Source organism: Metabacillus mangrovi (assembly GCF_009711125.1).
Taxonomy (GTDB): Bacteria; Bacillota; Bacilli; order Bacillales; family Bacillaceae; genus Metabacillus_B; species Metabacillus_B mangrovi.
This window is the reverse complement of record NZ_WMIB01000017.1, coordinates 58,959-73,435: the sequence shown is the minus strand read 5'-3', so window position 1 is coordinate 73,435 and position 14,477 is coordinate 58,959. Positions and strand designations below refer to the sequence as shown.

Here is a 14,477-nt window from a genome sequence, read left to right as displayed (position 1 = left end):
GCATGAAAAAATTAACTGTATTTATGATGGCCTTCCTTATTTTGGCCGGCTGCAGCCAGGGAAACCAGGCAGAAGAAAAGAAACAGGAACCGAAGCAGGAGGACGTAACGCTGAAAGTAGCGTCGCTCATCCCGCCGATGACGGAAATTCTCGATGAAATCAAACCGCAGCTTGCCGAAGAAGGGGTGAAGCTTGAGACGGTTGTACTAAGCGACAACGTTCAGCCAAACACCGCCCTTGCTGCAAAAGAAGTCGATGCGAACTTCTTCCAGCACGTTCCGTACATGGAAGAATTCAACCGGAAAAACAATGCAGAGCTCGTTTCCATCACACCGGTCTACTTCGCCAACTATGGCCTTTACTCTAAAAAGTTCAAATCAGCTGAAGAGCTTCCGGAAGGAGCGACCGTGGCGATCGCGAACGATGTCTCCAACATCGACCGTTCCCTTTCCCTGCTCGCCCAGCATGACGTCATCAAGCTGAAAGAGAAAAAGGATGTCTACTACACCCAGAAAGACATCGAGGAAAACCCGAAAAACCTGCAGTTCAAAGAAGTGGACCTGCTCATGCTTGCAAGAGCCTACGATGACACGGACGCTGTTCTTATGACACCAGCCTACGCTGCACCGCTTGGCCTCACACCGAAAAGCGACGCTCTGCTGACAGAAGGCACCGAGAACGACTTCGCCATCAGCCTCGTCGCCCGGGAGGACAACAAGGATTCAGAAGCGATCCAGAAGCTGTCAAAAGCCATCAACAGCCCGGAAGTCCGCAAGTTTTTAAAAGAGAAATACGATGAAACGGCGATTCCGGCGTTTAAGTAAGAATAACCAGCACGCTGGACGCTAGCGGCGGGATTTGGCTGAAACGGGAGCCGGGGCAGAATCCCATGCTGATTTCCCGTTTCGCAAATAAACCTCGGATTTTCGCAAATATCCAGTCGATTTTCGCAAATAAATGAAAATTTTCGCAAATAAGAGAGCAGATTTCGCTGATAAACGGCGGGTCTGCTCTTTTTTTTCAATGGATGGATCGGGATTTTCAGGTCAAAACCCCTGTTTTCCTGCTCCCGGACCTGCTGAACCCGCCCGGAAAGTTGATATCCGGCTAGATTTGATCATTAAGTCATAAAAACGATCGATATTTTGGCAAAATAGTTGATATCCTGAAGGCTAAGTTCAATTTATCTGATAAAAACACTTGTAACTGCCCCTCTCTCATAGTCTTAAAAGAAATAGACTAAGCCCAACCATTAGAAGCATCACACCCATCCCCAAAGCTCGAACTCCGTATAATTCCCACTCTGATAAATCTCTTTTTCCGTTCATTTTTCGCCAATCCGGATAAAAGAAACCTATCACATGAACTGAAACTAAACCTATAGATGCCAGCAGCAAAGATACGATCTCCAATTTTGCAGCCTCCCCTGAAAAGTCTTTCTCCATTATATGTAAACATACCCTTATTCCTAGTTAAATGACCCGTTCAAATGAACATATTGATCCGGACACGTTTTAGAAAAGAAAGTCCCTGTTGATTCATTCAAGATTTCTCATATTGGTACTGCGGTAATTGATTCACCATTTGGGTCATACATTCCTGAGGTACAGTAGAAAAAATCACAACCGGGTGAAGTGCTTTTCCTCCAACATCCGCCCATTATTTTCCCTCTCCAGCCCATCGTTCATCAATTCACACTTTTTAATTACTTCAAAATACTTTATAATTATCTGATAACGGAACTTATTTTCCTTTTGTTTTGAGGTATAATGAAATTGAAAGCACATACATTTGGTTTTGGGATCTAGGCGGTGCCGCTGCTTGCTGAGGAACTCCAGTGTGGGGACCGCCTTGTTATATAAATATAGGGGATGAGGAAGAGTGAGCAGCATGCAGAGGAAAACAGATGTTATTTTAATCGGTGCCGGTGTCATGAGTGCAACGCTCGGCGCGCTTTTAAAGGAGCTTCAGCCGGAGTGGGAGATTACAATCTTTGAAAAACTCCCGAGTGCAGGTGAGGAGAGCTCAAATGAGTGGAACAATGCCGGTACAGGGCATGCGGCCCTGTGCGAGCTGAATTATACGACTGAAAAGCGGGACGGGACTATTGATATCAGCAAGGCTGTCAATGTGAATGAGCAATTTCAGCTGTCGCGCCAGTTCTGGGCTTATTTAGTGGAGCGCGGGCTGATCAGCCGTCCACAGGATTTTATCATGCCGATTCCGCATATCAGCCTTGTGATGGGGGAGAAAAATGTATCCTTCCTGAACAGGCGATTTAAAGCGCTCTCAAACAATCCGTTATTTGAGGGAATGGAATACACAGAGGACAGGCAGAAGCTGAAGGAATGGATGCCTCTTATTATGGAAGGCCGGAAAGTAAGAGAGCCGGTCGCGGCGACGAAGATTGATTCCGGAACGGATGTGAACTTTGGAGCACTTACCCGACAGCTGATCGGACATTTGCAGACGCGGGGTGTAAAGGTCCACTACAGACATAGTGTCAAGGATCTGAAACGTGCCGGTGACGGATCGTGGAATGTAAAAGTGCAGAACCTGGAGAGCGGCAGAACGGAAAATCATCATGCAAAATTCGTCTTTATCGGGGGTGGAGGCGGCAGCCTGCCGCTGCTGCAGAAGACGGGTATACCGGAGTCAAAGCAGATTGGCGGGTTCCCTGTCAGCGGGCTGTTCATGGTCTGCAGCAACCCGGCCGTGGTGGAAAAGCACCACGCAAAAGTGTACGGCAAAGCAAAGGTAGGCGCTCCGCCGATGTCTGTGCCGCATCTTGATACACGTTACATCAACCATAAAAAATCCCTGCTGTTCGGTCCTTTTGCCGGCTTTACACCGAAGTTTCTTAAGACCGGTTCCTACTTTGACCTGATCGGTTCGGTTAAGCCGAACAACCTGATGACGATGCTCGCAGCCGGTGTGAAAGAGATGGGGCTGACGAAGTATCTGATTCAGCAGGTGTTATTGTCAAACGAAAAACGGATGGATGATCTGCGCGAGTTTATTCCGAATGCAAAGAGCGAAGATTGGGATATCATCGTGGCAGGCCAGCGCGTTCAGGTTATCAAGGATACAGAGGCTGGAGGCAAGGGGACGCTGCAGTTCGGGACAGAGGTCGTCAGTGCAGCAGACGGGTCAGTTGCCGCTCTGCTTGGAGCTTCTCCGGGTGCTTCCACCGCCGTTCATGTCATGCTGGATGTCCTCAACCGGTGCTTCCCTGAGCATATCGGGCAATGGGAGCCGAAGATTAAAGAGATGGTGCCTTCATACGGCATCTCTCTTAGTGGAAACCAGCAGCTTTTCCGCGAGATCCATGCGTCCACTGCAGAGACGCTCGGACTAATCGAAAAAAAAAACTGGACTGCCGTTCATTCTTAGGATGAACGAATAAAAGCCAAGTAACGGGCCGTTACTTGGCTTTTTTCTGTTACTTGTACTGCTTCCTGCGCACCCAAACGGTCGCGGCCCATTTGTCTCCTTGAATGACGGGTGCTCCACCGTGGAGGGTCAGTTCGTTCAGGGCAGGATCCTGATAAAAATATTCAAAATATACGGCTGTCCCTTTTTGCGGCAGGACAGAAAATTTGAGGTGCGGGAAGTAGGTTTCCCCGCCTTCCTCCACATCGTTTAAGTACATCACAAGCGTGCAGATCCGCGGGTTGCTATTTTCTTTTTTAAAATAGTCGAAGTGGGCCTTGTATTCCTGTCCCGGTTTATAGTTGAGGATATGGATCCCTTCACTGTTTGCAGCGGGGACACCCATCAGGCTGCATACCCTTTTCTCCACTCTCTCCACCACATCATTTCCTGTCTCGGGAAGAAAGGTGCTGCTGCTCGTGCGAAGGCTGCTCACATCTCTTGAAGATCCAATCTTTGAACGGTTCAGCTGGTCCTTGGAAATACGGATCAGCTCATCGCATTCCTCATCGCTAAGTACATTTCCGAGCACAGCCACCATCGGCTCCTCTATTCTTGCGAGAATTGAAATGTCACGGTCGCTCGTGATGATTTTACTTCCGGTATGCCTGAAGATTGCAGGCTCTTTTATCTCAATTGCCAAAGTAATCAACCTCTTTTAATTTATCAATATAGTAAGCGTTTTCAAAAAAGCGGTGTCACACTGCATGGTATTAATCTGAGTTTACCACCGGGAGAGGCCTTTGCCTATTCAATTTTTAAGGGGAGGGGAGCAGCACGTATAAGGATGGTTGCTGCTGTCAACAATTCATGTATAGAGGCTGTTTGGAGTGGATGAATGTGTACTTATTGCTTGTTATAGCGGTTTGGATCCTGTTTGCGTGGAAATTTATCGATTGGTCGCAATGGAAAAAGCAGTATCCGACCATCTTGTATTTTATCGTCATTAATCTTCTATACAATTATTTTTATTACAACCATACATTGTGGGCCTTTCGGGGAGTGACGGCGGAATGGCTCAATCATTCCCTGATTAACGCAGCGTTCACCTTTTTTATTTGTCCGATGGGGCTGATTATTTACCTTCAGCGCTTTCCGGAGCGGAACCGGATCTTCTATATGTCCGTGTGGGTTGCCTTTTACTCGGTGATTCAGGTGCTGTTTGCGCACAAAGGGATGTATGTATATGACCATGGCTGGAACAGCTGGCTGAACATTCCGCTGAACATCATTCTTTTCAGTGTCCTGTATGTTCATTACCGGAATCCTGTCGCTGCTTATTTCCTTTCTGTCCCGATTGCTGTCATTTTTTATTTGTTTTTCCCGTTCCCATGGGACAGCCTAAAATAAATAACGAAAAAGGATGCTGACACATGCTCGTTCAGGATATATTTTCTGCGCCGGTCTTTTTAGTGCTGCTGCTGCCGGTTTATGCAGCGATGTGGATTTACTTGATGAGAAAAGACGTGAACAAATAAGGAAAGCGGAATCCCGTTAATAGGGATTCCGCTTTTTTCTATTCCATTTTTTCGCTGAGGGCATAATTCAGGCGGGCGATCAGATTGTTCGTTTCCTGCTTCGTCTCCAGAAATTGCTTCATAAACTCTTCTTGATTGCCGGCGGGGTCCTCAAATTTGCCGAGCTGGCCCCACATGCCGTTTACCTGGCGCATATTTTCGAACAGCTGCAAATCAATCGGGGTCTGCGGGGCGGGAATCAATACCATTGGAGCCCCGGCCTTCTCAAATTCGGCAAGAAGGAGCGAAAAGGATTCATCGTCATACTGCCCGTTCGCCGCCATGTAATCGACAGATTGAAACACCGGGGCTATCAGGTAAATCATTTTCATTATGCCCCGCTCCAGGTTGGTCGCTTCCTCCCAAGTCCTGTATTCGGATGGATCTTTACCTTCAAGCTCTACAGGAGGATTGCTCAAGTAGAATTGGTACACAGACTCTATGACAGCAGGGTCTGAAATTTCATAGGCAACAGCCGGATCGCTGCCAATATCGATAAAAGCATCGCTGTAGTTGGTAATGTTTTGGACGTTGCCTTTCTCTCCGCTGATGATGCTGCGAATCGGGTTCTCATCAAGCCCGAAGAAAATTCTCCCTTTATCATCCATATACTTCTCTACTATTTCTTTTTCCGTATGCTTTTCCTTTATATTTCCCTTTTCATCATAAGGAGAAGCAATCTGAACGGTTGGAACAGGTATCTGCTCAGAGACAGGGGGCATGTCGCCGGCCTCGGGAGCTGGTGTCTCTTCTTCTTCCTCAGGCACCGTCTCTTCTGTGCTCTCTGGTGACTCATCGGCAGGCAATGAGTCCTCTTCTTCATCACTCTCAGTAGAAATTTCTTCAGCTGCATCGGTTTCAGCCGCCTCCGCTTCAGGAGCAGCCGCTGTCTCTGCAGCTGGTTCTTCTTTTCTCCACGGTGCGAGCGGATCGCAGGCAGCAAGGAGCGTACAGGCAAAAACAATAAAAAGAATCTTTCTCATACCCGTCCAACCTCTCATTCTTAATGAATTCAAAACAGGAAAACCTTCCAAAGACCTAATTGGAACAAGAGGATTTCTGCACTTTAATATTCCTTTAATACCCAAATAATCCAGTGATAAACAAAACCAGGCTGCTTACCGTTCTATTACTGGTTTTCTTTAAGAGAGGAAGGATATCGGACAGGAGAGCACGGAGGAACCGAGCTGAAAAATCCAGTAAAGGCGGAGTTTAAGGTGAAGTTGCAGCTGGAGTACAGAAGAGGAAAAAATAGGATCAGGGCGCAGGGCTGACCTGAAGAAAACAGAATTGTTTTGCTGGATGAGCACAGTAGGATCTGGTGCTTGGAGAGGAAGGAATGGGAGAGAAACGGCGGGATGGAGGCTTTGGTCCGTGTCGCTGGAGTCCTCAGCTAAGCTTAAGCCGGCATGGAACCGGACAAAGAGGAGGAGGTTTACAGTGCAGCGCTCTTCAACTGCACGATTTAAAACGGCTATGGGAAGAGAACAGCAAAAAAGGAGTGTTCCAGCTAGGCCTCGGTCTGGCAGACTGCGTCCACGGAATGAATGGTGCTTAAGCGGCAAAAGCCAATGCCGATGGCGGGGCTGCTCCACGACTCTCTGCTTGCCTCTGCGGCCAAGTACAGGGAAAGTGAGGACTGGGCAGCCCTTACAAGAATTGCGTCCGAAAATAGGTGGAAGGATTTTCTATTTTCTAGTAAAATCAAGATGTATCAAGATATGGAAAGGCAATCTTCTGGCTTGCTCCTTTCACTGCAGCCTTCATGAACGGGCCATCTCTAATGTCATTTCCAACTGCTGCAGCGGAATGAATTTGCTCTTTCATACCGAAAATCTCAATTGGGCCATATGCAAACACAAATTCTGATCGGCCTTCCTTTAACAACACGGCCTCTCGCTTTTCCTTCTGAAGATTTCCCATTACGGCAGCAGCCTTCTCGAAGATATTGGCAGCAAAGAGACTCTTAATCGGTAAGGCAGTCATATATGATTCAACAGCGGCACGGGCTTGTCCAGCCATGCCTGCAAGTAAACCGCTTAATGTTAATAGAAAGGCAAATGCGCCTGATAATCGTTTCATTTCACGTCCCCCGTTTTTGTAAAGAATTTTCTTACAACTTAAGTATAGAACCGGAAACCAAACTTCACAACGGGGTGTTTTTGACTTGTTTTGTCTTTCTTTCAAGCGAAAAAAGAGTGATTGGGTCGATTGGGACAATAAAAAAGAGAATGGCCTGTTTGGGCAGTAATCTAGAACACGTGTCTTAGGTGACACAGTAAATGAACCATAACTAAAGGTGGGTAAAAGTGAAACTCGGGATGAATGACTATTTAAAAATAGCTGGTTTGAGTATATTTGTTTGGGTTTTCACTCTTCTGATGGGGAACTATACGCTAATAGAAACGATTGGATTAAACCTCTTCGTTATCTTTGTGTACATGATCACCCCCATAATAAAGAAAAGAAAGCAGAAATAGTCTGCTTTCTTTCTTAATGTTTTTAAACTACGAGACTTAAAAGCAAGATGAATCCAAGCCCTGCTACTGAAATAATCGTTTCAAGCAGGGTCCAGGTTGCAAAGGTCTCTTTCATGGTTAATCCGAAGTATTCCTTGAACATCCAGAAGCCGGCATCGTTTACGTGCGAGGCGATTAAGCTTCCGGCACCGGTGGATAGAACGACAAGCGCAAGGTTTACATCTGTCTGGCCGAGGAGCGGGATAACCAGCCCGGCTGTTGTTAAAGCTGCAACGGTTGCGGAGCCAAGAGAGATCCTGAGAATGGCTGCAATGATCCAGGCAAGAAGGATCGGTGACATGGAAGAGCCTTCAAACAGCTTCGCTACGTAATCTCCAACACCGCCGTCAATCAATACCTGCTTAAAAGCACCGCCGCCTCCGATAATCAGAAGCATCATCCCGATCTGGGTAATAGCTGCCGTACACGAATCCATTACCGTCTGAATCGGAATCTTTCTGGCGATTCCCATTGTATAAACGGCAACCAGCAATGAAATGAGGATGGCAATGGATGCGTCTCCAATAAATTGAACAGCTGCGAGAACCGCATTCGGCTCAATGCCCATCGTCTCCTGCGTCAGTTTGATAATGGTGGCAATCGACATTAAGATGACCGGCAGCATCGCTGTTAAAACACTGATGCCAAAGCCTGGAGTATCCTCAAGCTTAAACTGCTTCTGTTCGCCGAGTGAAGCGATGCTTCCGCTTTTTTTGAAAGATGCCGGTACAATTTTCATGGCAATCTTCGTAAAGACCGGACCCGCGATGATGACGGTCGGAATGGCGATAATAAACCCATACAGCAGAACTTCCCCGAGGTTCGCGCCATACTCCCCGGCAATTACTGTTGGTCCCGGATGGGGCGGCAGGAATCCGTGGGTAACGGAAAGCGCAGCGGCCATCGGAATACCGAGGAACAGGATGGAAATCTTCAATTCTCTCGAAATTGCAAAAACGATTGGGATTAAAAGAACAAGCCCTACTTCAAAAAACAGGGCCACTCCGATGATGAAAGAGGATGCAACAATCGCCCATTGGATATTCTTCTGGCCAAATTTTTCTACAAGCGTCATGGCAATGCGCTGGGCTCCGCCTGCATCGGCAATCAGCTTCCCGAGCATCGCCCCGAGGCCGAAAATCAGAGCCAGATGCCCGAGCGTTCCGCCGATTCCGGTTTCAATCGTCTTTACGATGTCCTCAAGCGGCATTCCAAGGGCTAATGCGACAAGAAACGATACAATCAAAAGGGAAACAAACGTATTCAGCTTCAATCCCATAATCAAAAGCAGCAATACGAGTATTCCGGCTGCAACAATCACTAATGGCATGTTCATCTCTCCTTCAAATGTAGTAACTGGTGCGGAAGCTGTTTAGCTTTCGTCTTTCTTTGCCCCTTTTGTGAGGAGGCGCTGAGACATCCAAAGGTCTTCAACCTTCCCTTGGACATCATCAAAGTTCTGATGAAGCGATTGAATCATCAAATCCCGGTCCTTTGTTCGGATCGCCTCGATGTAAAGCTCATGATTAGCCAGGACCCGGGCAAAATCTTCGTACTTTTCCTTAAAACGGACCCGCATTGACAGCAGGATCAGGCTCTCCATCACCGGCTTCAGATTATTCCAGATCATCAGGATGTAGGAATGATCGATTGCCTTGATGATGGTTTCATGGAACAGAATGTCCTGAAAAGAAAACTCATCTGCATCCCCGTATTTAATGGCAACCTTCATCATCTCAAAGATTTTTTCCAGTTCATTTGAGAGGGGGACGGTGTCGGCTTTACTAAGCCTTTCAAATACAAATGACTCAATCATGAGGCGTACATCATAAATCTCTTCAATGTGACGGTCTGTTACGCCGTTCACCACAGCGCCCATTCTCTCGAGCCGAACCATGTTCTCCGAGCCCAGAATCTTCAGCGCTTCCCTTACAGGCGAGCGGCTCACGGAAAAATCAGCAGCAATCTTGTTTTCCGACAGGATGGTACCGTTTTCAATTAATCCTGAAACAATGGAAATTCTCAGCTCACAAGCGATCTTTTCCCCAGCCGATGCGCGTGACAGCCATTTTTCAGGGTACATGGACTCAATGTGTTTAGCCATTATCCAACCTTCCTAATATTCAAGTATACTTGTATACAAGTTTAACAGGATTATATGATTTTGCAAGCGCTTTACTTTTTAGAGCTGTATTGATGCTGTATCCGTCTATTTAGACAGGAAATAGGCAGGGTTTGAGCGAATAGAATGTTATTGGATTACCTGAAAGCTCTTGAGAGGCGGAGAATTAAATGAGTAAGAATATTCTGTTTTTTATTGTTCCGATAGGTTTAGTGATGGCCGTTTCATTTGCACAGCTGATGAGACCTTTTGGACCAATGGAAATTGTAACGGTTCTTGCAGGTTCAATCGTCACGGGGGGCTTGATCGGTGTCGTATTGTTTCTTGTTAACAAGCATTGGTTCAGGAAGTTGGACAGATTTTCAAAGTGATCGAACAATACGAAGGCTGACAAGACTCCTTTTGAAGGAGTCTTTCTTTTATAGGGAAAAGACGGAACCTGCAGGTTGCATGGCTTTGCACCTTCTTCAATAGAAACGTATAATTTACTCAACATGAAAAATCGGATGAGGAGTTTCTTGCTTTGAATAGACATGTAAGCAAAAAAACGATTGAGCAGCTGTGCGGCAAAGTCTCGGTGCGGAGTGGAGATGCGCTGCGCCGTTCAAATAAAGTGAAGTTTATCGAATACCTTGAGGACAGCTGCCGGGCCGAGGTGCATAGCACGGAGGTTTTTGAGGTTTCCATTCAGGATGGACCGGGTGGCAGCTTCCAGACCGCATGCAGCTGTCCGAAGCTTGTTTCCTTTAAGCAGGAGTGCCAGCATGTTGCAGCTGTCCTGCTGTCGATTCATGAGTATCAAAAAAACGGTACCTTTCCTGACCGGAAGAGGAAGCCTGCTGAAGAGCCGGATTATGGATATGCGGCCGGTCTGCTTACGGCTTTTGACGATCAGCCGGTTCTCTCCACTGGTGAGCAGCATTATTTTGAAAAAAGAGAAGTGCTTCAGGCGGCTTTCACCCTGAAACCGGTTCAGATCGGTACCGGGGATAACCGGATGGCTCTGAAAATGACGGTCCATGGTGAAGCGGTCGAGAGAATCGGAGAATTTTTAAAGCATATAAAACAGCGGGAGGCCTATCCGTTTTCTTCCTTCCTGTTTGATACCGGCCGCTTCTGTTTTGCTCGCGAGACGGATGCCGTATTCGCAGCGCTTGCGGAACACTCCCGCTATGATGAAGGGGAAGAGCTCATCCTGCAGCCGGAAGTCTGGAATCAGGTCCTTCCGTTATTAAAAAAGGCCCCGCTTGTATCAGTGGAAGCAGGGAATCGCGCCTATGACGGGGTGCTTCAATCCAAAGACAAGCTGCCGCTGCAGTTTGATTTGTATGAAGAAGACAGGGGGTACCGGCTGAGAACCGACGGCTTAAAGCAACTCGTGATGCTTGCGTCTTTCGAGACGGTACTTGCTGATGGAGTCTTCTACCCGCTCAGCACGTTGGATTACGCCCGCCTTGCGGAGATCAAGCGGGTTACGGATTCAGCGGGGAGCAAATCAGTCCCGATCCCTCCGGATCAGATCCGCGTTTACCTTCAAAAAGTCGTCCCCGGCCTTCAAAAACTCGGCCGCGTTCATGTATCGGATACGTTATCCAAAAAGATGGCAGACACCCCGCTGAAGGCAAGGCTCTATCTGGACCGGCTGAAGCAGCGCCTGCTTGCGGGACTCGAATTTCAATATGGGAGTATCACATTCAATCCGCTGGATGAAAAAGAAGTCCTGGCGTTGAAAAGGGTGATCCGTGATTCAGAAAAAGAGGATATCATCCTGAAAATGATGGAGGAGAGTTCGTTTGCGAAAACGGACGGCGGGTATTTCCTGCAGAACGAGCTGCTCGAATACGAATTTCTATACCATGTGCTTCCGAAGCTTGAAAAGCTTGTACAGGTGCATGCAACGACCGCTATTCGCACCCGGATTGTGAGGGAACCGGCTCCGCCGAGAATAAAGGTGCAGGCGAAAAAAGAGCGGACCAACTGGCTTGAATTCAAATTTGAGCTTGATGATATCCCTGAAAAACAAATCCGCGAGGTGCTGCTGGCGATCAAGGAGAAGAAGAAATACTACCGCCTGAAAAGCGGTGCGCTTTTATCCCTTGAAAAACGGGAGTATGAGGAAATCCGGCGGTTTCTCGAAGCTGCTCCTGTGCAGGAAGAAGACTGGGATCAGATATTGGATGTGCCGATGCTTGAAGGAATGAAGCTTCTTGACGCATTAGAAGGGTCGAATCCGGCAGAGCTGCACGCTTCTTTTCACAGGATGATGGACCGAATCCTGAATCCTGATGAAAACAAGTATCTGGTTCCGGACCGCTTGGACCCGGTTTTGAAGGAATACCAGAAGAAAGGCTTCCGCTGGCTGAAAGCACTCGCTGAGATGGGCGTTGGCGGGATCCTTGCAGATGATATGGGACTTGGAAAAACGCTGCAGAGCATCGCGTTTATTTGCTCCATCCTTCCTGAGATGCAAAAAAACGGGAGACCGGTCCTGGTAGTCTGTCCGTCCTCCCTCGTATACAACTGGAGGAACGAGTTTGAAAAGTTCGCCCCGGAGCTTAAGGTTTCAGTCATGAGCGGAAGCCGTGCAGACCGGCTGAAGCTCTTTGACCAGGATGCACAGGTTCTCATTGCTTCCTACACGATTCTTCGCAAGGACATTCATTCATTTGAGAAAAAGCTGTTTCATACCGTCTTTTTTGATGAAGCACAAGCATTTAAGAACCCTGTGACCCAAACAGCACGGGCTGTGAAAAAGATAAAGGCGGATCACCGGTTTGCGCTAACGGGAACCCCTGTTGAAAATTCGCAGGAGGAGCTCTGGTCGATTTTCCATGCGGTCTTCCCGGAGCTATTCATGGGAATCAAGGAATACAGCAAGCTGACCCGCAAGCAAATTGCAAGGCGGATCCGGCCCTTCCTGCTGAGGAGGATCAAAGAGGATGTCCTGAGCGAGCTGCCGGAAAAAATGGAATCCATCGAAACAGCCGATCTCCTGCCGGAACAAAAAAAGCTGTACGGTGCCTTCCTTGCCAAGCTCCGCCATGATGCGCTGAAGCATCTCGACAAGGATACATTCCCAAACCAGCGGATCCGGATTCTTGCCGGGATCACAAGACTGCGGCAGATTTGCTGCCATCCGGCCCTTTTTATCGATGACTACAAAGGCGGCTCGGGTAAATTTGCCCTGCTGCTGAAGATTCTGGAGGAAGCCAGGCTGTCGGGCAGAAGAGTTCTGATCTTCTCACAGTTTACACAAATGCTGGATTTGATCGGCCGCGAACTGGCACAGAATGGAGTGCCGTTCTTCTACCTGGACGGTCAGACGCCGCTTGAAGAACGGGTGGAATTGTGCAGCCGCTTCAATGCCGGGGAAAACAGCCATTTTCTCATCTCTTTAAAAGCTGGAGGAACCGGTCTGAACTTGACCGGAGCGGATACCGTCATCCATTACGACTCATGGTGGAACCCCGCCGTCGAAGAACAGGCAGCAGACCGCGCCCACCGGATGGGCCAAACCAGCCAGGTACAGGTCATTAAACTTATTTCCCGGGGAACGATTGAAGAGAAAATGAATGAGCTGCTGAACAGGAAACGGCTGCTTATTAAGGAACTTATTGATTATAAATCCGATGCTCTGCTGACAAGAGAGGACCTCATGCATCTGTTGGACTGACCCAGTCGCGGAAGAAGCCGTCGGCCAAGGTGATAAGGCAATAATATCCACGTTTACCCTTAATAAGAATGGGAAGAATTCATATTGTGCATGCCTATACATGTGCGCTTATTCTTCACTTTTTCATTAGGAGGGGTGCAGTGGATATTCAGGAAAAAACAGTATTGTTGATCCCGGCTTACAACCCTAATCATCAACTTATCAGCTTAATCGAAGAGACTGTTGCAGCCGGGTTTTCCGATATTATTGTCATAAATGATGGAAGTAAAGAAGAGACACTCCCTATTTTTGATACACTGGCACAGCAGCCCCAAGTGGCTGTTCTTTCCCATTCTGTCAATCAAGGAAAAGGCAGGGCCCTTAAAACAGGGCTGGATTACATAGGAATAAATTTTTCAACGGACCTCAGAGTGATCACGGCAGATGCAGATGGCCAGCATGCTGTGAAAGACATGCTGAAAATAGCGGAAAAAATGAAACAATCTCCAGAGAGTTTAATTCTTGGAGTGCGGGATTTTACTGAAAAAGGAATTCCTGCCCGAAGCCGGTTTGGAAACAACTTAACGAAACTGATTGTAAGATACGCTGTCGGAGTGAGGATTTCGGATACACAAACGGGATTAAGAGGAATTCCTTTCACTATGATAAAGCCTCTTCTTCATGTAAAGGGAGAACGGTACGAATACGAGATGAACATGCTGCTGGAATGCAAAAATGACCAGCGGAAAATCGAAGAGGTTCCAATTGAGACGATCTATATTGATGACAACGACTCTTCTCATTTTAATCCCATTATCGACTCTATTAAGATCTATTCCGTGTTTTTTAAATTCATTTCTTCGTCCCTTTTGTCCTTTGGTGTAGATATCCTTTTGTTTTCTGTTTTCTCGCTCCTGTTCCGAGATGTATTTCCGGCACAGTTTATCTTAATTGCTACAGTATCAGCCAGGATTCTTTCGTCATTATTTAATTATGCTTTAAATAAAAATGTGGTTTTCAAATCTAAATCAAAGAATACGATGATGAAATATTACATATTGAGCGTCATTCAAATGATTACTTCGGCTCTCCTGGTGAATGGGTTTTATCAGCTCATCGGCGGAGGAGAGGTCGTCATAAAAATTATAATGGATTCCATCTTGTTTCTGATAAGTTACGTCATTCAACGGGATTGGGTTTTCAAAAGCCGTGAAGTGAGGAGACAGGTGAATTGA

The 14,477-nt window shown here is 47.1% G+C and carries 12 protein-coding genes; 6 read left to right on the top strand and 6 right to left on the bottom strand.

Annotation, left to right across the window (positions count from 1 at the left end; translation table 11 throughout):
- The first annotated feature begins 2 nt into the window (after window positions 1-2).
- Window positions 3-824, top strand: coding sequence for a MetQ/NlpA family ABC transporter substrate-binding protein (locus tag GKZ89_RS15100; protein WP_155113239.1), 822 nt, complete (start codon window positions 3-5; stop codon window positions 822-824).
- A gap of 393 nt (window positions 825-1,217) precedes the next feature.
- On the opposite strand, the gene GKZ89_RS15095 is transcribed toward GKZ89_RS15100, so the two are convergent.
- On the bottom strand, window positions 1,218-1,412 hold the full coding sequence (locus GKZ89_RS15095; protein ID WP_155113238.1) for a hypothetical protein: 195 nt from the start codon (window positions 1,410-1,412) through the stop codon (window positions 1,218-1,220).
- 469 nt (window positions 1,413-1,881) lie between these two features.
- Between GKZ89_RS15095 and GKZ89_RS15090 the strand changes: the two genes are divergently transcribed.
- On the top strand, window positions 1,882-3,393 hold the full coding sequence (locus tag GKZ89_RS15090; protein WP_162356936.1) for a malate:quinone oxidoreductase: 1,512 nt from the start codon (window positions 1,882-1,884) through the stop codon (window positions 3,391-3,393).
- A gap of 49 nt (window positions 3,394-3,442) precedes the next feature.
- Here GKZ89_RS15090 and GKZ89_RS15085 read toward each other — a convergent pair whose 3' ends face one another.
- Window positions 3,443-4,075, bottom strand: a complete 633-nt coding sequence (locus tag GKZ89_RS15085) for a 2OG-Fe(II) oxygenase (protein ID WP_241680276.1) — start codon at window positions 4,073-4,075, stop codon at window positions 3,443-3,445.
- A gap of 197 nt (window positions 4,076-4,272) precedes the next feature.
- Between GKZ89_RS15085 and GKZ89_RS15080 the strand changes: the two genes are divergently transcribed.
- Window positions 4,273-4,782, top strand: a complete 510-nt coding sequence (locus tag GKZ89_RS15080; RefSeq protein WP_155113237.1) for a CBO0543 family protein — start codon at window positions 4,273-4,275, stop codon at window positions 4,780-4,782.
- 166 nt (window positions 4,783-4,948) lie between these two features.
- Here the strand turns inward: GKZ89_RS15080 and GKZ89_RS15075 are convergent, their stop codons facing one another.
- The 4 genes from GKZ89_RS15075 to GKZ89_RS15060 form a co-directional block, all read right to left on the bottom strand.
- Window positions 4,949-5,932 carry a hypothetical protein gene (locus GKZ89_RS15075; protein ID WP_155113236.1) on the bottom strand — a complete coding sequence of 328 codons (984 nt, stop codon included), beginning with the start codon at window positions 5,930-5,932 and terminating at the stop codon, window positions 4,949-4,951.
- A 721-nt stretch (window positions 5,933-6,653) separates the two neighbouring features.
- Window positions 6,654-7,031: a hypothetical protein gene (locus GKZ89_RS15070; protein WP_155113235.1), complete on the bottom strand. Its 378-nt coding sequence runs from the start codon at window positions 7,029-7,031 to the stop codon at window positions 6,654-6,656.
- Window positions 7,032-7,451: 420 nt separating this feature from the next.
- Window positions 7,452-8,798 carry a GntP family permease gene (locus GKZ89_RS15065; RefSeq protein WP_155113234.1) on the bottom strand — a complete coding sequence of 449 codons (1,347 nt, stop codon included), beginning with the start codon at window positions 8,796-8,798 and terminating at the stop codon, window positions 7,452-7,454.
- A 42-nt stretch (window positions 8,799-8,840) separates the two neighbouring features.
- The gene (locus GKZ89_RS15060) at window positions 8,841-9,572 is read right to left on the bottom strand and encodes a GntR family transcriptional regulator (protein WP_155113233.1); all 732 of its coding nucleotides are present in this window, start codon (window positions 9,570-9,572) and stop codon (window positions 8,841-8,843) included.
- Window positions 9,573-9,760: 188 nt separating this feature from the next.
- Between GKZ89_RS15060 and GKZ89_RS15055 the strand changes: the two genes are divergently transcribed.
- From GKZ89_RS15055 to GKZ89_RS15045, 3 genes are all read left to right on the top strand, one after another.
- Window positions 9,761-9,961: a hypothetical protein gene (locus GKZ89_RS15055; protein ID WP_155113232.1), complete on the top strand. Its 201-nt coding sequence runs from the start codon at window positions 9,761-9,763 to the stop codon at window positions 9,959-9,961.
- 152 nt (window positions 9,962-10,113) lie between these two features.
- Window positions 10,114-13,263 (top strand): DEAD/DEAH box helicase, encoded by a 3,150-nt coding sequence (locus GKZ89_RS15050; protein WP_155113231.1) that lies wholly within the window; start codon window positions 10,114-10,116, stop codon window positions 13,261-13,263.
- Between the two features lie 140 nt (window positions 13,264-13,403).
- Entirely contained in the window at window positions 13,404-14,477 is a 1,074-nt protein-coding gene (locus GKZ89_RS15045) for a glycosyltransferase (protein WP_338324936.1), read from the top strand.

Excerpts from the sequence above, each read along its gene's own strand:
- GKZ89_RS15075 (WP_155113236.1), bottom strand. The coding sequence starts at position 5,932 with ATGAGAAAGATTCTTTTTATTGTTTTTGCCTGTACGCTCCTTGCTGCC.
- GKZ89_RS15065 (WP_155113234.1), bottom strand. The coding sequence starts at position 8,798 with ATGCCATTAGTGATTGTTGCAGCCGGAATACTCGTATTGCTGCTTTTG.
- GKZ89_RS15070 (WP_155113235.1), bottom strand. The coding sequence starts at position 7,031 with ATGAAACGATTATCAGGCGCATTTGCCTTTCTATTAACATTAAGCGGT.
- GKZ89_RS15100 (WP_155113239.1), top strand. The coding sequence starts at position 3 with ATGAAAAAATTAACTGTATTTATGATGGCCTTCCTTATTTTGGCCGGC.
- GKZ89_RS15055 (WP_155113232.1), top strand. The coding sequence starts at position 9,761 with ATGAGTAAGAATATTCTGTTTTTTATTGTTCCGATAGGTTTAGTGATG.
- GKZ89_RS15060 (WP_155113233.1), bottom strand. The coding sequence starts at position 9,572 with ATGGCTAAACACATTGAGTCCATGTACCCTGAAAAATGGCTGTCACGC.